The organism is Variovorax sp. OK605, assembly GCF_900115445.1.
Classification (GTDB): Bacteria; Pseudomonadota; Gammaproteobacteria; order Burkholderiales; family Burkholderiaceae_C; genus Variovorax.
The window spans coordinates 62,007-85,667 of record NZ_FOWL01000020.1 but is presented as its reverse complement, the minus strand read 5'-3'; the positions used below and the strand labels follow the sequence as shown (position 1 = coordinate 85,667).

23 protein-coding genes are annotated in these 23,661 nt (G+C 70.3%); 16 read left to right on the top strand and 7 right to left on the bottom strand.

Features of this window, described 5'->3' with window-relative positions; translation table 11 throughout:
* The first annotated feature begins 15 nt into the window (after positions 1 to 15).
* Positions 16 to 906, top strand: a complete 891-nt coding sequence (locus BM013_RS34555) for a LysR family transcriptional regulator (RefSeq protein ID WP_093133680.1) — start codon at positions 16 to 18, stop codon at positions 904 to 906.
* On the opposite strand, the gene BM013_RS34550 is transcribed toward BM013_RS34555, so the two are convergent.
* The 4 genes from BM013_RS34550 to BM013_RS34535 all read right to left on the bottom strand — a co-directional run bounded on the left by BM013_RS34550 (position 903) and on the right by BM013_RS34535 (position 3,534).
* Positions 903 to 1,517, bottom strand: a complete 615-nt coding sequence (locus tag BM013_RS34550; RefSeq protein ID WP_256220132.1) for a hypothetical protein — start codon at positions 1,515 to 1,517, stop codon at positions 903 to 905. The genes BM013_RS34555 and BM013_RS34550 overlap by 4 nt on opposite strands.
* Entirely contained in the window at positions 1,514 to 2,233 is a 720-nt protein-coding gene (locus tag BM013_RS34545; protein ID WP_256221828.1) for a hypothetical protein, read from the bottom strand. The genes BM013_RS34550 and BM013_RS34545 overlap by 4 nt, the downstream gene beginning before the upstream one ends.
* Positions 2,230 to 3,072: a hypothetical protein gene (locus tag BM013_RS34540; protein WP_093133678.1), complete on the bottom strand. Its 843-nt coding sequence runs from the start codon at positions 3,070 to 3,072 to the stop codon at positions 2,230 to 2,232. Before BM013_RS34540 ends, BM013_RS34545 begins: the two co-directional genes overlap by 4 nt.
* A 69-nt stretch (positions 3,073 to 3,141) precedes the next feature.
* Entirely contained in the window at positions 3,142 to 3,534 is a 393-nt protein-coding gene (locus BM013_RS34535) for a hypothetical protein (RefSeq protein ID WP_093133675.1), read from the bottom strand.
* Between the two features lie 65 nt (positions 3,535 to 3,599).
* Here BM013_RS34535 and BM013_RS34530 point away from each other — a divergent pair, with 65 nt between their 5' ends.
* From BM013_RS34530 to BM013_RS34495, 8 genes are all read left to right on the top strand, one after another.
* A complete protein-coding gene (locus tag BM013_RS34530; RefSeq protein ID WP_093133672.1) occupies positions 3,600 to 4,553 on the top strand; it encodes an ATP-binding cassette domain-containing protein in 954 nt (317 codons plus the stop codon).
* A 3-nt stretch (positions 4,554 to 4,556) separates the two neighbouring features.
* On the top strand, positions 4,557 to 5,393 hold the full coding sequence (locus BM013_RS34525) for an ABC transporter permease (protein WP_093133669.1): 837 nt from the start codon (positions 4,557 to 4,559) through the stop codon (positions 5,391 to 5,393).
* A gap of 138 nt (positions 5,394 to 5,531) precedes the next feature.
* The gene (locus BM013_RS34520; protein WP_093133666.1) at positions 5,532 to 6,233 is read left to right on the top strand and encodes a DUF3348 domain-containing protein; all 702 of its coding nucleotides are present in this window, start codon (positions 5,532 to 5,534) and stop codon (positions 6,231 to 6,233) included.
* Positions 6,230 to 8,932 (top strand): DUF802 domain-containing protein, encoded by a 2,703-nt coding sequence (locus BM013_RS34515; RefSeq protein WP_093133664.1) that lies wholly within the window; start codon positions 6,230 to 6,232, stop codon positions 8,930 to 8,932. The genes BM013_RS34520 and BM013_RS34515 overlap by 4 nt, the downstream gene beginning before the upstream one ends.
* Complete coding sequence (locus tag BM013_RS34510; RefSeq protein ID WP_093133662.1) at positions 8,932 to 9,594, top strand: OmpA family protein; 663 nt, start codon at positions 8,932 to 8,934, stop codon at positions 9,592 to 9,594. Before BM013_RS34515 ends, BM013_RS34510 begins: the two co-directional genes overlap by 1 nt.
* Positions 9,587 to 10,210, top strand: coding sequence for a DUF2894 domain-containing protein (locus tag BM013_RS34505; protein WP_256221827.1), 624 nt, complete (start codon positions 9,587 to 9,589; stop codon positions 10,208 to 10,210). The genes BM013_RS34510 and BM013_RS34505 overlap by 8 nt, the downstream gene beginning before the upstream one ends.
* A 79-nt stretch (positions 10,211 to 10,289) precedes the next feature.
* Entirely contained in the window at positions 10,290 to 10,745 is a 456-nt protein-coding gene (locus BM013_RS34500; RefSeq protein WP_093133657.1) for a MarR family winged helix-turn-helix transcriptional regulator, read from the top strand.
* A gap of 57 nt (positions 10,746 to 10,802) precedes the next feature.
* Positions 10,803 to 11,228, top strand: coding sequence for an organic hydroperoxide resistance protein (locus BM013_RS34495; RefSeq protein ID WP_019657755.1), 426 nt, complete (start codon positions 10,803 to 10,805; stop codon positions 11,226 to 11,228).
* A 78-nt stretch (positions 11,229 to 11,306) separates the two neighbouring features.
* Here BM013_RS34495 and BM013_RS34490 read toward each other — a convergent pair whose 3' ends face one another.
* On the bottom strand, positions 11,307 to 12,206 hold the full coding sequence (locus BM013_RS34490) for a LysR substrate-binding domain-containing protein (protein ID WP_256220135.1): 900 nt from the start codon (positions 12,204 to 12,206) through the stop codon (positions 11,307 to 11,309).
* Positions 12,207 to 12,376: 170 nt separating this feature from the next.
* Here BM013_RS34490 and BM013_RS34485 point away from each other — a divergent pair, with 170 nt between their 5' ends.
* From BM013_RS34485 to BM013_RS34470, 4 genes are all read left to right on the top strand, one after another.
* Positions 12,377 to 13,366: a Bug family tripartite tricarboxylate transporter substrate binding protein gene (locus tag BM013_RS34485; protein ID WP_093133652.1), complete on the top strand. Its 990-nt coding sequence runs from the start codon at positions 12,377 to 12,379 to the stop codon at positions 13,364 to 13,366.
* A 10-nt stretch (positions 13,367 to 13,376) separates the two neighbouring features.
* Positions 13,377 to 14,816, top strand: a complete 1,440-nt coding sequence (locus tag BM013_RS34480) for an N-acyl-D-amino-acid deacylase family protein (protein WP_093133649.1) — start codon at positions 13,377 to 13,379, stop codon at positions 14,814 to 14,816.
* A gap of 118 nt (positions 14,817 to 14,934) precedes the next feature.
* Positions 14,935 to 16,059 (top strand): DUF2855 family protein, encoded by a 1,125-nt coding sequence (locus BM013_RS34475; RefSeq protein ID WP_177225650.1) that lies wholly within the window; start codon positions 14,935 to 14,937, stop codon positions 16,057 to 16,059.
* Between the two features lie 34 nt (positions 16,060 to 16,093).
* Complete coding sequence (locus BM013_RS34470) at positions 16,094 to 17,128, top strand: serine/threonine protein kinase (RefSeq protein WP_093133644.1); 1,035 nt, start codon at positions 16,094 to 16,096, stop codon at positions 17,126 to 17,128.
* Here the strand turns inward: BM013_RS34470 and BM013_RS34465 are convergent.
* Entirely contained in the window at positions 17,119 to 18,024 is a 906-nt protein-coding gene (locus BM013_RS34465) for a LysR family transcriptional regulator (protein ID WP_093133642.1), read from the bottom strand. The two genes, BM013_RS34470 and BM013_RS34465, sit on opposite strands and share 10 nt — an antisense overlap.
* Before the next feature lie 100 nt (positions 18,025 to 18,124).
* Between BM013_RS34465 and BM013_RS34460 the strand changes: the two genes are divergently transcribed.
* The 3 genes from BM013_RS34460 (at position 18,125) to BM013_RS34450 (ending at position 22,269) form a co-directional block, all read left to right on the top strand.
* Entirely contained in the window at positions 18,125 to 19,816 is a 1,692-nt protein-coding gene (locus BM013_RS34460; RefSeq protein ID WP_093133639.1) for an acyl-CoA dehydrogenase family protein, read from the top strand.
* Positions 19,817 to 19,850: 34 nt separating this feature from the next.
* Positions 19,851 to 20,837 carry a Bug family tripartite tricarboxylate transporter substrate binding protein gene (locus BM013_RS34455; protein WP_093133636.1) on the top strand — a complete coding sequence of 329 codons (987 nt, stop codon included), beginning with the start codon at positions 19,851 to 19,853 and terminating at the stop codon, positions 20,835 to 20,837.
* 298 nt (positions 20,838 to 21,135) lie between these two features.
* Positions 21,136 to 22,269: a CaiB/BaiF CoA transferase family protein gene (locus BM013_RS34450; protein WP_093133634.1), complete on the top strand. Its 1,134-nt coding sequence runs from the start codon at positions 21,136 to 21,138 to the stop codon at positions 22,267 to 22,269.
* A 3-nt stretch (positions 22,270 to 22,272) separates the two neighbouring features.
* Here the strand turns inward: BM013_RS34450 and BM013_RS34445 are convergent, their stop codons facing one another.
* On the bottom strand, positions 22,273 to 23,610 hold the full coding sequence (locus BM013_RS34445) for a UDP-glucose dehydrogenase family protein (RefSeq protein ID WP_093133631.1): 1,338 nt from the start codon (positions 23,608 to 23,610) through the stop codon (positions 22,273 to 22,275).
* Between the last annotated feature and the right edge of the window lie 51 nt (positions 23,611 to 23,661).

Genomic DNA, 23,661 nt, shown 5'->3' with positions numbered 1-23,661 from the left:
CGGTTTAATCGCGCCATGGATCGCTTCAAGGCCATGCAGACCTTCGTGCAGATTGCCGACCAGGGCAGCCTGACCCGCGCCGCCGAGGCGCTCGGCAGTTCGCTGCCCGCGGTGGTGCGCGCGCTCGCCGCGCTGGAGGCGCACCTGGGCGTGCGCCTGTTCCACCGCACCACGCGCCGGCTGTCGCTCACCGAGGAAGGCCGCCACTACCTGCCGAGCGCGCGCGAGGTGCTGCTGGCGGCCGACGCCGCCGACCTCGCGCTGAAGGCCGAGGCGCGCGAGCCGGCGGGGCAGCTCACCATCACCGCGCCGGTGCTGTTCGGCCACATGTACGTGGCGCCGGCCATCGTGCGCTTCATGCAGCGCCACGACAAGGTGCGCTGCAGCGTGCGGTTGTACGACCGCGCCGTGAACCTGCTCGAGGAAGGCATCGACGTGGGCATCCGCATCAGCCCGCTGGAAGACTCCTCGCTGGTCGCGCAGACGCTGGGCAGCATCCGCCGCGTGGTGGCCGCGAGCCCCGCCTACCTGGCCGCGCACGGCACGCCGCGCCATCCGCGCGACCTGGAAGGCGCGCCTTCGGTGCGCGGGCTCATCGGCGCACCCGCGCAGTGGCTGTTCCGCGAAGGCGGCAAGACCCTCGGCGTGACGCCGGACAACCGGCTGGAGTTCAACCACCTGGCGCCGGCCGTGGAGGCCTGCGCGGCGGGCATGGGCTTCGGCTCGTTCTTCTCGTACCAAGTGCTGCCGCACGTGGCGCAGGGGCGGCTCGCGCTGGTGCTCGAAGACTTCGAGCCGCCGCCGCGGCCGGTGAGCGTGATCTACCCGAACGCGCGCTTGCTGCCGGCGCGCACGCGGGCGTTCATCGAATGGATGAAGGCCGAGTTCAGCGGGCTCAGGCTCTAGGTGGGTTGCGCTGGCGGCAGCACGTAGGCTGCGAACAGGTCGGGCTCCAGCGGCTCGCGGCTGTCGTGCAGGCAGAGCTCGCTGTCCTGCTGGAGCAGCGGCCAGCCGTCTTGCGCCAGGTGGCCGGTGAGCGCGTCCACGCCGGCGCTGAACTCCGCGAGCGAGGCGCGTCCGCGCAGCGTCACGAAGCAGGTGTCGGCTTCCTCGCGCAGGCCGTCGCGCGAGAGCTGCGCGCCGTGCGCCTCGCACAGGGTGCGCAGCGCCGACAGCTCATGCAGGCCCGACACCGGCCGCAGCTTGCCGCGCCATTCGAAGTACTGGCCGGGGCGGCCCAGGCGCTGCGCCTCGCTCACGCGCGCATCGACCTTCACGCCCAGCACGGCCATGCCCGCGCGCGCCAGCCACTGGGCGAGCGCCATGGCCTCGGCCTTGGCCTCCTCGAGGTCGGCGCGCAGCCAGGCCGTGGCCGAGGGCTGCCACATCGGTTCGCCGTGGTGGGAGTCGATCAGCAGCGGACGCAGGCCGACCTGCTCGCACAGCGAGACGAACAGCGAGATCTGTCCGTCCTGCAGCGTGCCGCAGGTCAGGTGCAGTTCGAGCATGTCCTTCATGGCACGGCCACCGGTGCCGGCAAGGGCTTGCCGTCGCACAGCGCGGCGGCGTCGGCGGCCATGGCGTGCACCGCTTCCTCCAGGCCGAGGTTGAGCACCGACATGAACTCGCCGTTGCCGCTGGCGAAGTTGGTGCGCGTGCCCATGCCGTGGTACTGGCGCACGGCGGCCTGGCCGCCGGGCAGGCGGTAGCCGACCTTGAGCACGACGTGCGAGACCAGGTTGAGGTCCGCCGACCACGCATGCGCGAGGCGCAGCGCCACGTCGGCCGTGACCTGCCGCGCACCGGTGCTCGAGCCAGCGTTCATGGGCGGCGCGCCGAACACAGTCTGGAACCCGTAGCGGCCGGTGGACTGCAGCGCGCCGCGCGTCCAGGCCGTGGCGTCGCCGCTGCGCAGCGACTGCACCGAGCGGGGCGTGGCGTGCACGGTCGGCAGCATCACGGTGAGGTTGCCGGCGTTGGCCTTGTTGCTGCGCGCGTCCTCCACGCCCGGCAGGTACAGCGTGCAGCCGCGCACGAGCCGCGGCGACGCGGCAGGCACGCCGTCGGGCCGCTCGGCGGGGTCGGGCGCCTGCTCGAAGACCATCGGCAGCGGCTCGCTCTCGGTCACCGCATGCGACAGGCCCGGCAGGGCGCAGGCCAATGCAAGCGCGGCGCCGCTCCAGCGCAACGGCTTCGGCCAAGGCCTCGGCAGCGAGTTCGGCAACGGCTTCACGGCGCCGCGCTCCGCACCGAGTACATCGCGCCGTCCTGGTCGCGGAACAGCACGCGGCCGGGCTGCTCGTCGAAGCTCTGGCCGGCCAGCGTGACCCACGAGCCGTTGACGTTGAAGCGCGCGGTCTTCACGCCCGTGCCGCGCGCGCCGGCGATGTCCATGGCCACCGCGTGCAGCGTCTGCGTGAGCGACTCGCGCATCACGGCGCGCAGCACCTGCCCGTCGTTGGCCGTGAGCCGGCGGATGACGGCGTTGCGCGCCGTGCCGCCGATGGGCGTCTGGAAGATGGCCGCGGCGCGGTAGCTAGGCTCGGCGCGGCCGTCCTGCCAGAGCAGCGCCGAGGTGCGCGTGGTGAAGGCGCCCAGGCCGGGCTCGAGCGCGTACTGCAGCAACAGCACCATGTAGGCGGGGCCGCCCCTGGTGGCGGCGATGCGGGCCTCCTGCTCGGCCTTCGGCGGCATGGCCGCGAGCACCTGCGAGGAGCGGATCTTCAGCGGGAAGGCGGTCGGCTCGGACAGCGCCGCCTCGAGCGACCTGGCGGCTTCCGCGCGGTAGTCGTAGTCGAGCAGTGGACCGACGATGGCCTGCACCTCGGCGCTCATGTCCTTCTGGCGCGACTGCTGCACCGACGAGTCGATCAGCGCGCCGACAAGCCCGCCGCCGAGCGCCGCGCTCACGCCGGGCGGCTGCGCGGAGAACATGAAGCTCTCCTGCGCGACGACCACGCGCACGTCGACCTCCTGGACCTTGCCCCGGTCCGCGGCCGCCAGCGGCCGGTGGAACGGCGCACAGGCGCCCAGCGCCGCCAGGAGCGACAGCGCCAACACGAAACGCAGCATCCTTGGCCCTCCCACCGCGAAATGCAATTGGGTGTCGATTGTGCCGTTGCCGCGTGAAATCGGTAGACCTTAAGGAGGGCCCATCGTGCCCGTGGTTTTCAAGCGACTGTCGAGCATCCAGCCCATGGTGTCCTCGCCCGTCTTCGGGTGGATGAACATCACCTGCACCCACTCCTTGTACGGCGTGTAGACGGTGACGCGGTCGTTCGGCACCAGGAACTTGCCGCTGTCGCAGCCGGCGTCGGGCGCGCTGTGCAGGTGCGCCCGGCCGGTGCCGGTCACGACCGCACCGCGACGGGGCATGAAACCCGGGCTTTCGTTGGCGACGGCGTGCAGCGCCTCGCAGCGTTTCGACGCGCCGGGCGGGGCCGCCGAAGCCGGCGGCGTGGCGGCCAACGTGGCCAGCGCCGTGAATGCAGCGAACGCCGCCAGCGCGGCGCCGCGTGAAGTTGCTCTGAACATCGGCGGATTGTCCATCGATTGAAGCGAGCAAAACGCGCGCCGCGGGCCTGCGTCAGAATGGCCGCGTGCCGCCTTCAGCCTCCCCCTCCCCCACTCCCCCTCCTCTTTTCCAGGTCAGCCATCTGCGCAAGCGCTATGGCGACACCACGGTCGTCGACGACCTGTCGTTCGAGATCGCGCCCGGCGAATGCCTGGGCGTGATCGGCCCGAACGGCGCGGGCAAGACCACCACCATCCGCATGTGCCTGGGCCTCACCGCGCCCGACGGCGGCGAGATCTCCGCGCTGGGCCTGCAGATGCCGCGCGACGCGCTGGCCATCAAGGCGCAGCTGGGCGTGGTCACGCAGTTCGACACGCTCGACCCCGACTTCAGCTGCGCCGAGAACCTGGTGGTGTACGGGCGCTACTTCGGCTTCGGCAAGGCGCAGGTGCGCGAGCGCGTGCCGCTGCTGCTGGAGTTCGCGGCGCTCTCGCACAAGGCCGACGCCAAGCCGGGCGAGCTGTCGGGCGGCATGCGCCGGCGGCTGTCGCTGGCGCGCGCGCTGGTGAACGACCCCAAGCTGCTGCTGCTCGACGAGCCCACCACCGGCCTCGACCCGCAGGCGCGCCACCTGATGTGGGAGCGGCTGCAGGTGCTGCTGCAGCAGGGCAAGTCGATCCTGCTGACCACGCACTTCATGGACGAGGCCGAGCGCCTGTGCTCGCGGCTGCTGGTGCTCGACCACGGCCGCAAGATCGCCGAGGGCAAGCCGCGCGACCTGATCGCCGAGCACCTGGAGCCCGACGTGGTCGAGGTGTACGGCAACGGCGCGCTGTCGCTGGCCGAGTCGGCCGAGCTCAAGGCCATGGCCGCGCGCGTGGAAGTCAGCGGCGAGACCGTGTTCTTCTACACGCAGGACGCGCGCCGCCTGCTGGACGCGCTCACGCAGCACGGCGGCCTGCGCACCTTTCACCGGCCGGCCAACCTGGAGGACCTGTTCCTCAAGCTCACCGGCCGCCAGATCCGCGAGGACGGCTAGACCATGAACACGACGACAACCACAACCACGACCGCCGCGCCGCCCTCGCCCTCCGTGTGGCGCGCCCCCGAGATCTCGCTGCGCTGGTGGCCCGTGTTCCTGCGCAACCTGCTGGTGTGGCGCAAGCTGGCCATTCCGAGCCTGATCGGCAACATCGCCGAGCCGCTGATCTGGCTGGTGGCCTTCGGCTACGGCATGGGCGCGCTGGTGGGCCAGGTGGCGGTGGACGGCGTGAAGGTGCCCTACATCCTGTTCCTGGCGAGCGGCTCGATCTGCATGAGCGCCATGAACGCGGCCAGCTTCGAGGCGCTGTACTCGGCCTTCTCGCGCATGCATGTGCAGAAGACCTGGGACGGCATCATGAACGCGCCGGTCGGGCTGGACGACATCGTGCTGGCCGAGATGCTGTGGGCGGCGTTCAAGTCGATCTTCACGGTCACGGCCATCCTGTTCGTGATGCTCGGGCTGGGCATCAGCCACAGCCCCAAGCTGATCGTGGCGTGGCTGGTGCTGATCGGCGCGGGCATCACCTTCTCGTCGATCGCGCTGATCTTCAACGCGCTGGCCAAGGGCTACGACTTCTTCACCTACTACTTCACGCTGTTCATGACGCCGATGATGTTCCTGAGCGGCGTGTTCTTCCCGCTCGAGCAGCTGCCGGCCGCCGTGAAGGCGGTGGCGGCCTGGCTGCCGCTGACCAATGCCGTGATGCTGGTGCGCCCGCTCTTCATGGACCAGTGGCCGGCGCAATGGTGGCTGCACGCGGCGGTGCTGGCGGTGTATGCGGTGGCGGCGTTCTGGATCGCGCTGGCGCTCACGCGCAAGCGTTTCAAGGGCTGAAGCACGGGGCCGCCACGGGCCCCGTCAAGTGCCTTCGAGGCCCCGTCCCATGGACGCGTCAGGGGCTGTAACGGGGCCGGCCAGCGAGGGCCTTCGGTGTAGACTGCCGAGTTTTTCGAACGGGCGGTATCTGGCTGTATGGCGCAAGTTTCAGGGCGCACAGGATTCAACGGCTCGGCGCTCACCCGCTTGCTCTCCCGACTCTGCGAAGTCGATGTTCGCGAACCCCGGCAAGTCACCGCGGACCGCCTGAGCCAGTGGTTCGGGTGGACCGATGCCATCTCGTTGTCTGCTGCATTGAATGGCACCCCGGCGGCCTCGTCGCCCGGGCCCTCCGGTGCACGCACGTCCGCCAGCGCCGAGGAAAGCGAATGTAAGCGCGTGCGGGCCGCACTGGCCACCGCCATCGCGGAAGACAGCACCTTCCTGCCGTCGCCGGTTCGCGACGCCGCCATGGACCCCGCCGTTCCCGTCGCGTTCTCGCCTTTTCGCCAGCGCTACCTCGCCCGCCAGCAGGCGATGGAAGCCGGCGTCGGCCCGCTGCGCGGCAAGCTGCGCGCGCGGCTGGCGGGCCGCTCGCCCGCGATGGCGCGGCTTGCCTCGGTGGACGTGGTCATGGAGCAGGTGCTCGGCGCGCAGGAGCGCACCCTGCTGGCCAGCGTGCCCGCGCTGCTCGAAAAACACTTCAAGCGCCTGCGGCAGGCAGCACCCGACGCATGGCTGGACCGGTTCCGCCAGGACGCGCGCGACGTGCTGCTGGCCGAACTGGACCTCCGATTCCAACCTGTAGACGGGCTGCTCGAAGCCCTTCGCGCAGGGCACAAAGACACTTCTCAATGAACAGATTCCTTCATCACGCGGTCATGGCCGCGGGCCTGGCCGTGGTCGCCTGGGCCGGCGCGGGCTACATCGGCTCCAACCCGCTGGCGCTGGCCGTCACGCTGCTGGTCGGCGCGTTCTACGTCATGGGCGCGCTGGAGCTGCACCGCTTCCACCAGGCCACGTCGACGCTCACGAAGGCCGTGACCGAGCTGTCCGCGCCGCCCGCCAGCCTGGGCGCCTGGCTCGGCCAGCTGCACCCGTCGCTGCAGAACGCGGTGCGCCTGCGCATCGAGGGCGAACGCGTGGGCCTGCCCGGCCCGGCCATGACGCCGTACCTCGCGGGCTTCCTGGTGCTGCTGGGCATGCTGGGCACGTTCCTGGGCATGGTGGTCACGCTCAAGGGCACGGGCATCGCGCTGGAAAGCTCGACCGACCTGCAATCGATCCGTGCCTCGCTCTCCGCGCCCGTGAAGGGCCTGGGCCTGGCCTTCGGCACCTCGGTGGCGGGCGTGGCCGCATCGGCGATGCTGGGCTTTGCCTCGGCGCTGAGCCGCCGCGAGCGCCTGCAGGCCGGGCAGTTGCTCGACAGCAAGATCGCGACCACGCTGCGCCCGTACTCGCAGGTGCACCAGCGCGAGGAGTCCTTCAAGCTGCTGCAGCGCCAGGCCGAGGCCATGCCCGCGCTGGTCGGCCAGCTGCAGGACATGATGGCCGCGATGGAACGCCAGAGCCTGGCCTTGAACGATCGCCTGGCCGCCGGCCAGGACGGCTTCTATGGCCGCACCGAAGCCGCGTACGCCGGCCTGGCCTCGTCGGTCGACAAGTCGCTGCAGCACAGCCTGACCGAGAGCGCGCGCATCGCGAGCGCGGCGATCCAGCCGGTGGTCGAAGCCACCATGGCCGGCATTGCGCGCGAGACGGCGTCGCTGCACGACACGCTCGCGCAAACGGTGCAGCAGCAGCTCGACGGCCTCTCCAGCCGCTTCGAGGCCACCACCGGCCGCGTGGCGGACACCTGGAAGCTGGCGCTCGCCGAGCACCAGCGCACCACCGAGACCCTGTCCACCGACGTGCGCGGCGCGCACGACCGGCTGGCGCTGGCCTTCGGCGAACGCTCGGCCGCGCTGGTCGACAGCGTGGCGGCGCGGCTCGAAAGCACCGTGGGCAGCGTGTCGGACACCTGGGGCGGCGCGCTCGCGCAGCACCAGCAGGCCAGCGAGAAACTGTCCGCCGATACGCAGCAGGCGCTCGTCGCCGCGGCGGCCACCTTCGAGCGGCACTCGGCGTCGCTGCTGGGCACCGTGGGCCAGGCGCACACCGCGCTGCAGACGCAACTGGCATCGCGCGACGAGCAACGGCTCTCCGCATGGACGCAGTCGCTGGCATCGATGGCCGAGGCGCTGCGGCAGGAGTGGCAACAGGCCGGCGCGCACACGCTCGACCAGCAGCAGCACCTGCTGGAGACCATGGCGCGGACCGCGCGCGAGATGTCGGCCCAGACCGAAGCGCATGCGAAGAGCACCACCGCCGAGATCGCGCAGCTGCTGCAGGCCGCCGCGGAAGCACCACGTGTCGCCGGTGAAGTGATGGCCGCGCTGCGCGAGAAGCTCGCCGACAGCATGGACAGCTGGCAGGCCACGCTGGCCGAACACCAGCGCACGACCGAGACGCTGTCCGCCGACGTGCGCGGCGCACACGACCGCCTGGCCGAGACCTTCGGCAACCGCTCGGCCGCGCTGGTCGACGGCGTTGCAGCGCGGCTCGAAGGCGCTGTGGGCCAGGTGTCGCACACCTGGGGCAGCGCCCTCGCGCAGCACCGGCAGGCCAGCGAGAAGCTGTCCGCCGACACGCAGCAGGCGCTCACCGCGGCCGCCGCCACCTTCGAACAGCACTCGGCTTCGCTGCTGGGCAGCGTGGGCCAGGCGCACGCCGAACTGCAGACGGAGCTGACCTCGCGCGACGAACAGCGCCTGTCGGCATGGACGCAATCGCTCGCGTCGATCGCCGGCTCGCTGCACGACGAATGGCAGCAGGCGGGCGCAAGCACGCTGGGCCAGCAGCAGCAACTGCTGGAGACCATGGCGCAGACCGCGCGCGAGATGTCGGCCCAGAACGATGCGCACGCGAAGCACACCATCGCCGAGATCGCACAGCTGCTGCAGGCGGCCTCCGAGGCGCCGCGCGTCGCGGCCGAGGTGGTGGCCGAGCTGCGCCAGAAGCTGTCGGACAGCATGGCGCGCGACAACGTGATGCTGGAGGAACGCAGCCGCATCCTCGAGACGCTCTCCACGCTGCTGGACGCGGTGAACCATGCGTCCACCGAGCAGCGCGCGGCGGTCGATTCGCTGGTGGCCGCATCGGCCGACGTGCTCGAGCGTGTCGGCAGCCGCTTCACCGAGAAGATCGGCGAAGAGACGGAGAAGATGTCGACGGTGGCCGCGCAGATCACCGGCAGCGCCGTCGAGGTGGCGAGCATGGGCGAGGCCTTCGGCTTCGCGGTGCAGCTGTTCAGCGAGTCGAACGAGAAGATGGGCGCGCAGCTGCAGCGCATCGAAGGCGCGCTGGGCAAGTCGATCTCGCGCAGCGACGAACAGCTGGCGTACTACGTGGCGCAGGCGCGCGAAGTGATCGACCTGAGCATCATGTCGCAGAAGCAGATCGTCGAAGACCTGCAGCGCGTGGCCGACCGCCAGGCCGCCGTGGGCAGCGAAGCGTGATGCAGGACGACCTCGACGGCGGCGCCGAACCCGGCGTGCCGGTGTGGGCGGTGTTCGGCGACCTGATGTCGGGCCTGCTGGGCGCCTTCGTGCTGATCCTGGTGTGCGCGCTGGGCATGCAGCTCGAGCTGGCGACCAAGCTGGAGTCGGAGGTGCAGCAGCGCGAGGCGGAAGCCAAGCGCCGGCAGACGCTCGAAGAAGCCCTGGCGGGGCCGCTCGCGGCGGGCCGCGTGACGCTGACCAACGGCCGCATCGGCATCAGCGGCAACGTGCTGTTCGCCTTCAACTCGGCCGACCTGCAGCCCGAAGGCCGCCAGTTGCTCAAGAGCCTGGCCGCGCCGCTCTCGGCCTACCTGCGGTCGCGCGACGAGATCCTGATGGTGAGCGGCTTCACCGACGACCGGCAGATGCGCGACAACGCGCGCCAGTTCGCGGACAACTGGGAGCTGTCGGCGCAGCGCGCGCTGACGGTGACGCGCGCGCTGATCGAATCGGGTGTGCCGTCTTCCGCGATCTTTGCCGCGGCCTTCGGTGCCGAGCAGGCCGTGGCGTCGAATGCCGATGCCGACGGGCGCTCGAAGAACCGGCGCGTGGAGATGGCGCCAACGCCACGGCCTTCGCGCCCCGCGGGCACAGGCGAGGCCGCCAAGCCCCGTGGCTGAAGACTCGGCCCTCGATCTCGCCGCGTGGCGCGAACGCGGCGACGACCGCTTCGACCCCGTGCGCTTTCGCTTCATCGAGGCGATGGCCCGGCGGGCGGCCGCGCACGACGGCGAGGCGCGGCGCCTGCTCGACGACAGGCTGGTGCTGCTGCTGGCGGCGTACGGCGAAGCGATGGAGAAGGCACGCGCCGCCGACGCGCCGGCAGAAGACGCATCGCCTTCGAACGCCGCGCTTGCCGAGCTGGTCGCGCACATCGCGCGGCATGCACCGCCGCCGGGCGAAGGCCTCGCGGCCCACGCGCCCGCGCCCGATCTCAAGGCCGTCACCTATTTCCGCAGCACCTGGTCCAAGCTCAGCGCCGAACGGCGGCTGAACCAGTCGCTGGCCAAGATGCCGGACAACGCCGGTCCGCTCAACTCGCACCACCTGGTGCACCGCGCGCTGATCCTGATGCGCGGCCTCTCGCCGGAATACCTCAACCGGTTCATGTCGTACGTCGATGCCCTGCTGTGGATCGACCAGGCGAACGCCAGCATGGCCGCCGCGGCGGCCAGCGCGCCGCGCGCCGAGAACAACAAGACCGCCAGGAAGACAGGCCGCAGCAAGGCCGCCTGAATCCGGCGGGAACATCCGCCGGAATCGACACTTTCCAATTACATTGCACGCAATTCAATTGCTCGCTACAATTCAATCCATGCGCTCCACCCAGGCCCCCACCGACGAAATGCTCAAGCTGGACAACCAGCTGTGCTTTGCGGTCTATTCCGCCTCGCTGGCCATGACGCGCCTGTACAAGCCCGAGCTCGAAAAGCTCCAGCTCACCTACCCGCAGTACCTCGTCATGCTCGCCCTCTGGGAGCAGGACGGCCCCACGGTCTCCGCGCTGGGCGAGCTGCTCTCGCTCGACTCGGGCACGCTCACGCCGCTGCTCAAGCGCCTGGAGGCCAACGGCTACGTGGCCCGCGTGCGCGACGTGGCCGACGAGCGGCGCGTCCACATCACGCTCACCGCCGCGGGCCGCAAGCTGAAGACCAGGGCCGCCAACGTGCCCGCCTGCCTCATGGCCGCCACCGAATGCTCGGTGCCGGAACTCATTGCGCTCACGCAGCAGATCCAGACGCTGCGCGACCGCATCAAGAAAGCCGCGTGAACGCGCGGCGAATGCGCATCTCCCCCGTCCCTTCATCACTCACCAAAGGAAATCACCATGACCACCAAGCTCGACAAAGTGCTCTACACCGCAGAAGCCCACACCGTCGGCGGCCGTGACGGCGCAGGCAAGTCCAGCGACGGCGCGATCGACGTCAAGCTGAGCTCGCCTGGCTCGGGCAAGCCCGGCACCAACCCCGAACAGCTGTTCGCGGTCGGCTACGCCGCCTGCTTCATCGGTGCGATGAAGGCCGTCGGCCCGAAGATCGGCGTGAAGGTGCCCGAAGACGTCGCCATCGACTCCAGCGTTTCCCTCGGCCCGACGAACGGCGGCGCCGCCTACGGCATCGCCGTGAAGCTGGCGATCACGCTGCCGGGCCTGGACGCCGAAGCCAAGCAGAAGCTGGTCGACACCGCCCACCAGGTGTGCCCGTACTCGAACGCGACGCGCGGCAACATCGACGTCGAACTGACGATTGCCTAAGTCCAGCGCGCAAGTCCAGCGCGCGAAAGACACAAGGGCGGCACCGGCAACGGTGCCGCCCTTTTTTCATGCGCCCGGTCAGCCCGCGCCGCCCGCCTGCGCGAGCAGCCATGCCTTGAAGATCTGCAGCGACTGCATCTGCGCCGACTCTTCCGGGTAGACGAGGTAGTAGCCCTTGGCGTAGCGATGCCGGTGACGCGACAGGCGCTTGAGCCGGCCCGAGGCCACCATGTCCTCGCCCATGTAAGGCGGCAGCAATGCCACGCCCATGCCGGCCACCGCCGCGTTGAGCGCCATCGACATGATTTCGTAGCGCGGCCCTTCGCGCGGTGCCGCGTCCGCGATGCCCTCGTGCCGGAACCATTCGTCCCATCCGTCGGGCAGCGTGTGATGGTGGATGAGCGCCGAGCGCGGCGTGTTCGCATCGACCTTCTTGCCATGCACCCTGACCCACGACGGCGCGGCATAGGGCGACAACTCCAAGGGCAAGACGAACTCGCTGTGCAGCCCCGCGCGCTGCCCATCGCTGAACTCGAGCGATGCATCGACCGGCGTGGCGCGAAAGTCGACCTGGCCCACGCGCGTGCCCAGGTTCAGCGTGATCTCGCCATGCGCGCGCGTGAAGGCCGGCAGGCGCGGAATGAGCCAGTAGCTGCCGACCGACGCGCCCACCGACAACGACAGTTCGCCGCCGCGCCCCTTCAAGGCCATGACAGTCGCCGTGGCGCGCTCCAGCCGGCGCAACAAGGGCGCCACTTCGCCGAGGTAGTACACGCCCGCCTGCGTGAGCGCCAGCGCTTCGCGGCGCCGTGTGAACAGCCGCACGCCGAGCCGGTCTTCGAGCGTCTGCACCTGGCGGCTCACCGCTCCCTGCGTGAGCCGCAGCTCGTGCGCGGCGGCGGTGAACGAGCGCAAGCGCGCGCTGGCTTCGAGGCACAGCAGCGACATCGTCGAAGGGGCGCGGATATTTGTGTTCATGAGGAAAGCGCAACTTTGGTGCATACCATCAAGCCCATCGCACAGGAAGCACCTTGAACATGCATGCGAAAACCTCATGCTAGACGCAGCAAACATGGTTTGTCCACGGTGCCCGCACCGATCAACATCGCGGCCATTCCTGCATGACTTCGACGATGAAAGGGCTTCCCATGCCAGAGCAATTTCCCACGCGCCGCGATGTGTTGCGGCTGGGTTCGGCCACCGCGCTGGCGGGCTTGCCGCTGATGTCGATCGCGGCCGCCTGGCCCGACCACGCCGTGCGCCTTGTCGTGCCCTCGGCCGCGGGCGGCTCGCCCGACGCGGTCTGCCGCCTGCTTGCCAACGAGCTGTCGAGGTCCCTGGGCCAGGCGCTCATCATCGACAACAAGCCCGGCGCGAGCGGCAACATCGGCATGATCGACGTGACGCGCGCCACACCCGACGGCTACACGCTGGGCTACGGCAACGTGGGCACGCTGGCCATCAACAAGGCGCTGTTCTCCAAGCTGCCCTACGACCCCGATCGCCAGCTGGTGCCCGTCGCATTGCTGGGCTACGTGCAGAACGCGCTGGTCGTTCGCAAGGACCTGGGCGTGCGCGGCGTGGCCGAACTCATCGCGCTCGCCAAGTCCAGGCCCGGCAAGCTCACCATGGGCTCGGCCGGCAACGGCACGACCGGCCACCTCGGCGGCGAACTGTTCAAGACCATGACGGGCACCGCCATCACGCACGTGCCCTACCGCGGCAGCCCGCAAGCCATACAGGACCTGATGGGCGGCCAGGTCGACCTGATGTTCGACAACCTGAGCTCGATCGCGCCGCACATCCAGGCCGGGCGGCTCACGGTGCTGGCCGTGACGGGCGCGCAGCGCAGCGCGCTGTTCCCCCACATTCCCACCTTGGCCGAGTCGGGCGTGCCGGGCTACGACGTGGTGGCCTGGGGCGGCATCGTCGCGCCCGCGAAAACGCCGGGCGCCGTGGTCGTGCAATTGAACACGGCCATCAACGCCATCCTCTCCACCCCCGCCATGCGCGAGAAGTACGCGGCCATCGGCTTCGAACCGCTCACCGGTCCGCCGGAGCGCCTGTGGGAGCGTGTGGCGCGCGAGACACCGATCTGGGCCGACGTGGTGAAGCGCTCCGGCGCGCAGGTCGATTGAAGGCATGCCGATGCTCGACCTGATCATCGAAGGCGGCAGCGTGATCGACGGCAGCGCCGCGCCGCGCGTGCGCGCCGACGTGGGCGTGCATGGAGGGCGCATCGTGCGCATGGGCGACCTCGCGGACGTGGCGGCACGCGAGCGCTTCGACGCGCGCGGGCGCATCGTGGCGCCCGGCTTCATCGACGTGCACACGCACGATGACCGCTTGCTGCTCGACGCGCCGCAGGGCGCGCACCCCAAGCTGTCGCAGGGCGTGACCACCGTCATCACGGGCAATTGCGGCGTGAGCCTGGCGCCGCTGTGCTCGCCCGTCGCACCGCCCGCGCCGCTCGACTTGCTGGGCAGCGACGCGTGGCGCTTCGAACGCTTCGGCGACTACCTCGACGCGCTCGAACAGGCACGGCCCGCGCTCAATGCGGCCTGCCTCGTCGGCCATTCGACCTTGCGCGTGCGGCACATGGCGCGGCTCGACCGCGTGGCCGACAGCGACGAAGCACGGCGCATGGCCGAAGACCTCGCCGATGCGTTGGCCAGCGGCGCCATCGGCCTGTCGACCGGCCTCTACTATCCGCCGGCGCGTGCCGCGAGCGCGCAGGAGGTCATCGCCGTGGGCGCCGCGCTGGCCGGCGCACGCGGCATCGTCACCATGCACATCCGCGACGAAGGCGACGCCATCGACGACGCACTGCGCGAGGCGCTGCAGATCGGACGCGCGCTGGGCGTGGACACGGTGCTGTCGCATCACAAGCTGGTCGGCAAGGCCAACCACGGCCGCTCGGTGCAGACGCTCGCGGCCATCGAGAAGGCCGCCGAGACGCAGCAAGTCTGCTTCGACTGCTACCCCTACAACGCCTCGTCGACCATGCTGCTGCCGGGCCGCGTGGCGCAGTCCGACGACGTGCGCGTGACGTGGTCGAAGGCCGACGCCAGTGCGGCCGGCCGCTCGCTGTTCGACCTGGCGCGCGAGCGTGGCCGCTCGCCCGAACAACTCGCAGCCGACTTGCAGCCCGCCGGCGCGATCTACTTCGCGATGAGCGAAGACGACGTGAGCCGCATCCTCGGCCACCCGATGGCCATGGTCGGCTCCGATGGCCTGGCGCACGACGTGAGCCCGCACCCGCGCCTGTGGGGCACCTTTGCGCGCGTGCTGGGCCACTACGTGCGCGAGCGCAAGCTGTTCTCGCTGGAGACGGCGGTGCACAAGATGACGGGCCTGAGCGCTCGCCGCTTCGGCCTGCGTGAACGCGGGTTGCTGACGCCCGGCCACCATGCTGACATCGTGGTGTTCGACGCGCAGCGCGTGGCCGACCGCGCGACCTTCGACCACCCGACCGAAGCCAGTGCCGGCATCGACGCCGTGTTCGTCAACGGCCGCCTCGCCTGCCGCGGCGGCCGCACGACCGACGCGCATGCGGGGCGCGTGCTGCGCCACGGGCGTTCGGGCTGACTTTGCGCATGTCCCGCGCGTGACGCCGAAACGCGCCGCGCGGTAGCGCCTTTCACCGAGCTTGGCTAACGTCGCGGCCACACACACCACCCGCCACCCACTGCCGGAGCTTTCACCCATGAGCACCACCAGCCTCCTGATCCGCAAGGACCAGCTCGCCACCACGCGCCTGCACACCGCCACCGACGAACCGCTGGCCGACGGCCAGGTGCGCGTGCGCATCGACGGCTTTGCGCTCACCTCGAACAACATCACGTATGCCGCCTTCGGCGACGCGATGAGCTACTGGCAGTTCTACCCGACGGGCGAGGAAGGCTGGGGCAGCATCCCCGTGTGGGGCTTCGCCAGCGTGGTGCAGTCGCTGCACCCGGGCGTGGCGGTGGGCGAGCGCCTGTACGGCTACTGGCCGATGGCCTCGGGCGCGGTGCTGAGCCCCGGGCGGCTGTCGCCCGAGCGCTTCGCCGACGTGGCCGAGCACCGCGCGGCATTGCCCGCGGTCTACAACCAGTACTTCCGCTGCGCCAGCGACCCGCTCTACACCGCCGGCACCGAAGATCTGCAGGCGCTGCTGCGCCCGCTGTTCATCACCTCGTGGCTCATCGACGACTTCATGGGCGACAACGATTTCTTCGGCGCGAAGACGATGCTGCTTTCGAGCGCATCCAGCAAGACGGCCTACGGCACCGCCTTCCAGCTGCACCAGCGGCATGACAGCGAGGGCATCGAGGTGATCGGCCTCACCTCCCCCGCCAACGTGGCCTTCTGCGAAAGCCTGGGCTGCTACGACCGCGTCGTGACCTACGACGCGCTGGACACCATCGCGGCCGACACGCCCTGCGTGTACGTCGACTTCGCCGGCAACGGCGCGCTGCGCAACGCCATCCATGAACGCTTCGCGAACCTGAAGTACAGCAGCTCCATCGGCGGCACGCATGTGGAGCAGCTCGCGGCCAAGGGCGCGGCCAAGAGCCTGGCCGGCCCGCGCGCCACGCTGTTCTTCGCGCCCGCGCAGATCAAGAAGCGCACCGGCGAATGGGGCGCCGACGAGTTCGGCCGGCGCATGGTCGCGGCCTGGCACCACTTCCTGGCCTCGGTCACCGGCGCGAAGAACCCCTGGCTGCACGCCGAGCGCCACGACGGCGGCGAGGCGGTGCAGGCGGCCTACGCCCATGTGCTCGCGGGCAAGGGCGACCCGCGCACCGGCCATATCCTTTCTCTTTGCAGGCAACCCGCGGACGGTTGAGGGCGCGCGGGCGCCGTGTGGCGACAATCGCCGCATGACCCCTTCTTCCGCGGCGCCCGCGAACACCCATCCTTACGAGAGCCTCACGCCCGACGTGGTGCTCGACGCGCTCGCGACGCTCGGCCTGCACGGCGACGGCCGGCTCACCGGCCTGAACTCCTATGAAAACCGGGTCTACCAGGTGTTCCTGGAAGACCGCTCCGCCGTGGTGGTCAAGTTCTACCGCCCCGGCCGCTGGAGCGAGGCCGAGATCCTCGAGGAGCACGGCTTCTCGCTCGAACTGGCCGCCGGCGAAGTGCCGGCCGTGCCGCCGCTGGCCTTCGACGGCAAGACCCTGCACCACCACGCCGGCTTCGCGTTCAGCGTGAGCCCCTACCGCGGCGGCCGCGCGCCCGAGCTCGACGATTTCGAAGTGCTCGAATGGGTCGGCCGCTTCCTGGCGCGCATCCACACCGTGGGCAGCGCCAGGCCTTTCGAGGCCCGCCCCGCGCTCGACCTGCACACCTTCGGCCTCGACTCGCGCGACTGGCTGCTGGAGAACGACAAGATCCCGCTCGACGTGCAGCGCGACTGGGAAACGGCCTGCAACGCGGCGCTGGACATGGTGCGCCAGACCGCGCTGGCGCTGCAGCCGCCGGCCTCCGACTTCAAGCCCCGCAAGCTGCGCCTGCATGGCGACGTGCACCCCGGCAACATTTTGTGGACGCCCACCGACCGCCCGGGCGGCGGCCCGCACTTCGTCGACCTGGACGACGCGCGCACCGGCTTCGCGGTGCAGGACCTGTGGATGCTGCTGTCGGGCGACCGCGCGCAGCGCACCGCGCAGCTGTCGGGCCTGCTCGACGGCTACGAGCAGTTCCGCGAATTCGACCGGCGCGAGCTGGCGCTGATCGAGCCGCTGCGCACGCTGCGGCTCATTCACTACAGCGCATGGCTGGCGCGGCGCTGGGAAGACCCGATCTTCCCCATCAACTTCCCGTGGTTCGGCTCCAGCGACTACTGGAAGGGGCAGATCCTCGTGCTGGAAGACCAGTGCGAACAGATGGCCGAAGAGCCGCTCTACGCCTGAGCTTGCCCGGCGGCGGCCGGAAGGCTGTCCGCCACGCCCTGCAGCAGCCGCTCGACCAGCACGTTGCTCGGCCCCGAGCGCCAGATGCCGTAGGCCTCCGACTGCGCCACCGGCCGGTCCAGCGGCCTGAACGCCGCGCCGCGCAGGGCCGAATGCCGCATCGCCTGCGGCACCAGCGCCACGCCCAGGCCCTGGGACACCAGCGACACCACCGCGAGCCAGTGGCGCACCTCGTGCCGTACCTCGGGCAGGAAGCCCGCGTCGGCGCAGATCGACAGGATGCGCTCGTGGTAATCGGGTGAGGCCTCGCGCGAGAACAGCACGAAGGGCTGGTCGCGCAGGTCGGCCGGCGCCAGCACCCGCTTGCGCGCCAGCGCATGCCCCACCGGCAGGCAGGCCACGAAAGGCTCCGACAGCAGCAGCCGGTGCTGCAGCTCCAGCGGCACGCGGCGCGTGTGGGCAAAGCCCAGGTCGAGCCGGTCGTTCAGCAGCTCGGTGATCTGCACGCCCGAATTCAGTTCGCTCAGCGTGATGCGCACCGCCGGGTGCTTCTCCTGGAACGCGCGCAGCGCCTGCGGCAGGCCGCGGTACAGCATGGCGCCCACGAAACCGATGCGCAGCCGCCCGGCGGAGCCCAGCGCCACGTCGCGCGCCTCGATGGCGGCTTCTTCCGCCTGCAGCAGCACGCGCCGCGCCGACACGCGCAGCGCTTCACCGGCGGGCGTGAGCCGCACCTCCTTGCTGTTGCGCTCGAACAGCCGCGCGCCCACGGTCTCTTCGAGCTGCCGGATCGCCACCGACAGCGGCGGCTGCGAGATCGACAGGCGCCGCGCCGCCCGCCCGAAGTGCAGCTCTTCGGCGAGCACGGAGAAGTAGCGCAGGTGACGCAGTTCCATGGATAGTCAAATCGAATCGAACAAGACCAAATCGATATTAGACACGGATCGTCGTGGCTTCAACAATGCGCCAAACCAGGAAACCAAGGAGACAAAGCGCATGTCCGAGCACGCCCATCCGATCCCCGATCGCCACGGCCAGAACCTGTTCACCACCGACGCCGAGCTGCATGGCCTGCTCGCGCTCTACCTGCCGGACGACCTGCGCCGGCACATGCAGCCGCACTTCGAGCGCCTGGGCGGCCTCGCGGGCGGCCTGCTCGACGAGCTGGCCGGCACCGCCGACCGCAACCCGCCCACGCTGAAGCAGCGCACGCGCACCGGCCTGGACGACCAGAAGGTCGTGAAGCACCCCGCCTACGTCGAGATGGAGCGCCTGGCGCTCGCCGAGTTCGGCCTGGCCGCCATCTCGCACCGCGACGACACGCTGGGCTGGCAGGGCAAGATGCCGCCGCTGGTCAAGTACGTGCTGACCTACCTGTTCGTGCAGGCGGAGTTCGGCCTGTGCTGCCCGGTGTCGATGACCGATTCGCTCACGCGCACGCTGAAGAAGTTCGGCAAGCCCGAGCTGGTCGCCAAGTACCTGCCACGGCTGACCTCGCTCGACTTCGACGAACTGGCCCAAGGCGCCATGTTCATGACCGAGCAGGCCGCCGGTTCCGACATTGCCGCCACCGCCACCCTGGCGCACCAGGAGGCCGACGGCAGCTGGCGCCTCACGGGCGACAAGTGGTTCTGCTCGAACCCCGACGCCGACTTTGCGATGGTGCTGGCGCGGGCCGACGACGGCCTCGCGGGCATGAAGGGCGTCTCGCTGTTCCTGCTGCCGCGCCGGCTGGACGACGGCAGCCTGAACCGCTACCGCATCATCCGGCTGAAGGACAAGCTGGGCACGCGCTCGATGGCCAGCGGCGAGATCCGCCTCGAAGGCGCCGTGGCGTACCTGGTGGGCGAGGCCGGCCGCGGCTTCGTGCAGATGGCCGACATGGTCAACAACTCGCGCCTGTCGAACGGCGTGCGCGCCGCGGGGCTGATGCGCCGCGCGGTGGCCGAGGCCGAGTTCATCGCCTCCGAGCGCCGCGCCTTCGGCCGCACGCTGGAGCAGATGCCGCTGATGCAGCGCCAGCTCGACAAGCTGCGCCTGCCGGCCGAGCAGGCGCGCACCATGGTGTGCCAGACCGCCCTGGCGCTCGCGCGTTCCGATGCGAGCGAGCCCGAGGCGTACGCGCTGCTGCGCATCCTCACGCCGCTCATCAAGTTCCGCGCATGCCGCGACGCGCGCAAGGTGACGGGCGACGCCATGGAAGTGCGCGGCGGCTGCGGCTACATCGAGGAGTGGAGCGACGCGCGGCTGGTGCGCGACGCGCACCTGGGCTCGATCTGGGAAGGCACCAGCAACATCGTGGCGCTGGACGTGATTCGTGCGGTGAAGCGCGAAGGCTCGCTGCCCGTGCTGCGCGCGCACTGCGAAAAACTGCTGGCCGACGCCACGCTCGCACCGGCTTTTGCCAAGGCCCTGCGCGACGCGCTCGCGCGCGCCGCCGCCCTGGCCGAGACCGCCGCGCACGAAGGCGGCGACGTGCTCGCACGGCAGGCCGCCTCGGCGCTCTACCACTGCACCAGCGCCATCGCGATGGCCTGGGAGGCCTCGCACAGCGGCTCCGCGCCGCGCCTGCGCTGGGCGCAGCTGGTGCTGCTGCACCGCGTGCTGCCGCGCGACCCGCTCTCGCCCGACGCCATGCCCGCCGACTGGAACACGGCCACCGAACGCAGCGCCGCGGCACTTGCCTGAGCCTTCCCCTGAACACAAGAACCGGAGACAACCCTTGAAACGCTCGACCTTCCTGCTGGCCGCCTGCGCCACGCTCTTCACCACGGTGCCCGCCGTCACCATCGTTCACGCGGCCGACGCCTTCCCCACCAAGCCGCTGATGCTGGTGGTGCCCTTCCCTCCCGGCGGTCCCACCGACGCGATGGCGCGCACGCTCGCCGCCGAGATGAAAGACCGCCTCGGCCAACCCATGATCGTGGAGAACCGCGCGGGCGCGGGCGGCAACATCGGCGCCGAGTACGTGGCGCGCGCCGAGGCCGACGGCCACACGCTGATGTTCGGCACCTCGGGCCCGCTGGCCATCAACGCCAGCCTGTACCGCAAGATCAACTACGACCCGGTGAAGAGCTTCGCGCCCGTCATCCAGGTCGGCTACCTGCCCAACATCCTGGTGGTGAACCCCGCGCTGCCGGTGAAGAACGTGCCCGAACTCGTGGCCTACGCCAAGGCCAACCCCGGCAAGCTCAGCTACGCCTCGTCGGGCAACGGCGCGTCGTCGCACCTCGCGGGCGTGCTCTTCAACTCGGTGGCCGGCACCGACCTGCAGCACATTCCCTACAAGGGCACGGGCCCGGCGCTCAACGACCTGCTGGGCAACCAGGTCAGCATGACCTTCACCGACATCCTCACCGCGCTGCCCTACGTCAAGGCCGGCAAGCTGCGCGCGCTGGGCGTGGCCAAGCTCGCCCGCTCGCAGGCGCTGCCCAACGTGCCGACCATCTCGGAGCAGGGCTACAAGGGCTACGACGTGAGCGTGTTCTTCGGCATCGTCGCGCCGGCCGGCACGCCGCCCGACCGCGTGGCCAAGCTGAACCGTGCCTTTGCGGAGGTGCTCAATTCACCGAAGGTGAAGCAGATGTTCGCCTCGCAAGGTCTGGAGGCACCGACCGATACGTCGCCGCAGAAGCTCGGGCAGTTCATTGCGACCGAGTCGGTCAAGTGGAAGGACGTCGTGCAGAAGTCGGGCGCGCAGCTCGATTGAGGCTGTTGTTCAGGGCGGCGATCAGGCCGACGGGGTACCTTGCTCCGCGAATGTCCCCCGGGCTGCGCCCCTCCTCCTTTATTTCGCTGCGCAAGGCACCCCATCGGCCTGATCGTTTTCAGAGCCGGGGTTGATCGCAGGATCACCAGCAACGTGTCCACGTGCACAGGGCATCGGGTGCTCCCCGCAGCGAAATAAAGGGGGAGGCCGAAGGCCGGAGGACATTCGCGGAGGGGAGTACCCGGTGGCCTGTGCACGCGCCCCGAAAAAACCGAGCGCACAAACAAAAGGAACAGCAATGACACAAGCCAAAGGCGCCCTCGCAGGCATCCGAGTCCTCGACATCTCAAGAATCCTCGGCGGCCCCTACTGCGGCCAGATCCTCGGTGACCACGGCGCCGACGTGCTCAAGGTCGAGCCCCCGCAGGGCGACGACACGCGCGCCTGGGGCCCGCCGTTCAAGGAAGGCGTGGCCTCGTACTACCACGGCCTCAACCGCAACAAGCGCGTGCAGCACCTCGACTTCTCCACCGACGAAGGCCGCGAAGCACTGCTTGCCTTGGTCGCGGAAGCCGACGTGCTCATCGAGAACTTCAAGACCGGCACCATGGAACGCTGGGGCATCGGTTACGAGACGCTGTCGCAACGCTTCCCCCGCCTCGTGTGGTGCCGCGTGTCGGGCTTCGGCGCCGACGGCCCCTTGGGCGCCCTGCCCGGCTACGACGCCGCGGTGCAGGCCATGACCGGCATCATGAGCATCAACGGCGAGGCCGACGGCGGCCCGCTGCGCGTGGGCCTGCCGGTGGTCGACATGGTGACGGGGCTGAACGCGGTGATCGGCGTGCTGCTCGCGCTGCAGGAACGCCACCGCAGCGGACGCGGCCAGTTCGTGGAGGCGGCGCTGTACGACAGCGGCCTGTCGCTGCTGCACCCGCACGCGGCCAACTGGTTCATGGACGGCACCGCGCCGCGCCGCACCGGCAACGCGCACCCCAACATCTACCCCTACGACGCGCTGGCCACCGGCACCGACCCGGTGTTCGTGGCGGTGGGCAACGACCGCCAGTTCGCCAGCCTGTGCCGCTGCATCGGCCTGCCCGCGCTGTCGGACGATCCGCTGTACCGCACCGCCGGTGCGCGCTCGGTGCACCGCGACGGGCTCAAGCAGCAACTGGAAGCCGCCATGGCCGCGTTCGACGGCCGCGAACTGGTCGAGCAGCTCATGGCCGCCGGCGTGCCCGCCGCGCCGGTGCTGCCGGTCGATGCCGCGCTGCAGCACCCGCACACGCTGCACCGCGAGATGGTGGTCGAGATGCCGGGCGGCTACCGCGGCATCGGCGCGCCGGTGAAGCTCAGCCGCACGCCGGCCAGCTACCGGCATGCGCCGCTCACGCCGGGCAACGCCTTCCTGCCCGGGGACGAACCAGCGTAAAAATCAGCGCAACAGTGAGCGCCCGCGGCCGATGCCGTAGTACGCGATGCCCGCGGCTTCGACCGTGGCAGCCTCGTAGAGGTTGCGGCCGTCGAAGATCGCGGGGCTGCGCAGCGCCTGCGCGATGCGGGCGAAATCGGGCTGGCCGAACTCCGGCCATTCGGTCACCAGCGCCAGCGCGTCGGCGCCCTGCAGCGCCTCGTCGGCCGTGCCGCACCAGCGCAGGCCCTCGTGCTCGCCGACGAGGTCGCGCGCCGTCGACATCGCCACCGGGTCGTACACCTGCACGCGCGCGCCGGCGGCGCGCAGGCGCTCCAGCAGCACGAGGCTCGGCGCATCGCGCATGTCGTCGGTGTCGGGCTTGAAGGCCAGGCCCCACACGGCGATGGTCTTGCCTGCGATGCGGCCTTCGAAGTGGTGCGTCATCAGCTCGAACAGCCGGCCCTTCTGCTCGTGGTTGGTGGCTTCGACCGCCGTCAGGATGCGCAGCGGATACCCGTCGCGCTCGGCCATGCGCTTCAGCGCCCGCACGTCCTTCGCGAGGCACGAGCCGCCATAGCCCGCGCCCGCCTGCAGGAAGTCGGGCCCGATGCGCCGGTCCGCGCCGATGGCGCGCCGCACCATCTCGATGTCGGCGCCCGCATGCTCGGCCACGCGCGCCATCTCGTTCATGAAGCTGATGCGGGTGGCCAGCATGGCGTTGGCGGCGTACTTGGCGAGCTCGGCCGAGCGGCGGTCCATCACCAGCAGCTGCGCCGGGTTCTCGACGAAGGGTGCGTAGAGGCGGGTCAACACCTCGACGGCCCACGGGTTTTCCGAGCCGATCACCACGCGGCCGGGCCGCCGGCAGTCGCGCACCGCCGAGCCTTCGCGCAGGAATTCGGGGTTGGCCGCCACCGCGATGCGCAGCCGCGCGCCGCGCTGCGACAGCTCGCCGTTCAGCACCATCTCGACCTGGTCGGCCGTGCCCACCGGCGCGGTCGACTTGCACACCACCACCGCGTCGCGGTCGCGGTGCCGCCCGATGCCGGCGGCCACGGCCATCACGTGGCGCAGGTCGACCCGGCCTTCGGCATCGGCCGGCGTGTTGACCACGATGAAAATCACCTCGCCGTGCAGGCAGGCCGCGCGCTCGTCGGCGGTGAAGCGCAGCGTTCCCACGGCAAGGCCGGCGGCCACCAGCGCTTCCAGGTCCGGTTCATGCAAGGGCATCAGGCCGCGCTGCAGGCCCTCGATGCGCGCCAGGTCGGCGTCGGCGCACAGCACCTCGTGGCCGGCCTCGGCCAGGCTGGCGGCGAAGCTCAGGCCGACATAGCCGGCGCCGAAGAGGCTGACCTTCATCGGCGGCCTCGTGCCTGGTCACGGTGGGGGCACTGGTGGACAGCGCGGTTG

Excerpts from the sequence above, each read along its gene's own strand:
- BM013_RS34555 (WP_093133680.1), top strand. The coding sequence starts at position 16 with ATGGATCGCTTCAAGGCCATGCAGACCTTCGTGCAGATTGCCGACCAG.
- BM013_RS34550 (WP_256220132.1), bottom strand. The coding sequence starts at position 1,517 with ATGAAGGACATGCTCGAACTGCACCTGACCTGCGGCACGCTGCAGGAC.
- BM013_RS34540 (WP_093133678.1), bottom strand. The coding sequence starts at position 3,072 with ATGCTGCGTTTCGTGTTGGCGCTGTCGCTCCTGGCGGCGCTGGGCGCC.
- BM013_RS34535 (WP_093133675.1), bottom strand. The coding sequence starts at position 3,534 with ATGTTCAGAGCAACTTCACGCGGCGCCGCGCTGGCGGCGTTCGCTGCA.
- BM013_RS34525 (WP_093133669.1), top strand. The coding sequence starts at position 4,557 with ATGAACACGACGACAACCACAACCACGACCGCCGCGCCGCCCTCGCCC.
- BM013_RS34520 (WP_093133666.1), top strand. The coding sequence starts at position 5,532 with ATGGCGCAAGTTTCAGGGCGCACAGGATTCAACGGCTCGGCGCTCACC.
- BM013_RS34515 (WP_093133664.1), top strand. The coding sequence starts at position 6,230 with ATGAACAGATTCCTTCATCACGCGGTCATGGCCGCGGGCCTGGCCGTG.
- BM013_RS34510 (WP_093133662.1), top strand. The coding sequence starts at position 8,932 with ATGCAGGACGACCTCGACGGCGGCGCCGAACCCGGCGTGCCGGTGTGG.
- BM013_RS34500 (WP_093133657.1), top strand. The coding sequence starts at position 10,290 with ATGCGCTCCACCCAGGCCCCCACCGACGAAATGCTCAAGCTGGACAAC.
- BM013_RS34495 (WP_019657755.1), top strand. The coding sequence starts at position 10,803 with ATGACCACCAAGCTCGACAAAGTGCTCTACACCGCAGAAGCCCACACC.
- BM013_RS34490 (WP_256220135.1), bottom strand. The coding sequence starts at position 12,206 with ATGAACACAAATATCCGCGCCCCTTCGACGATGTCGCTGCTGTGCCTC.
- BM013_RS34485 (WP_093133652.1), top strand. The coding sequence starts at position 12,377 with ATGCCAGAGCAATTTCCCACGCGCCGCGATGTGTTGCGGCTGGGTTCG.
- BM013_RS34480 (WP_093133649.1), top strand. The coding sequence starts at position 13,377 with ATGCTCGACCTGATCATCGAAGGCGGCAGCGTGATCGACGGCAGCGCC.
- BM013_RS34475 (WP_177225650.1), top strand. The coding sequence starts at position 14,935 with ATGAGCACCACCAGCCTCCTGATCCGCAAGGACCAGCTCGCCACCACG.
- BM013_RS34470 (WP_093133644.1), top strand. The coding sequence starts at position 16,094 with ATGACCCCTTCTTCCGCGGCGCCCGCGAACACCCATCCTTACGAGAGC.
- BM013_RS34465 (WP_093133642.1), bottom strand. The coding sequence starts at position 18,024 with ATGGAACTGCGTCACCTGCGCTACTTCTCCGTGCTCGCCGAAGAGCTG.
- BM013_RS34460 (WP_093133639.1), top strand. The coding sequence starts at position 18,125 with ATGTCCGAGCACGCCCATCCGATCCCCGATCGCCACGGCCAGAACCTG.
- BM013_RS34450 (WP_093133634.1), top strand. The coding sequence starts at position 21,136 with ATGACACAAGCCAAAGGCGCCCTCGCAGGCATCCGAGTCCTCGACATC.
- BM013_RS34445 (WP_093133631.1), bottom strand. The coding sequence starts at position 23,610 with ATGAAGGTCAGCCTCTTCGGCGCCGGCTATGTCGGCCTGAGCTTCGCC.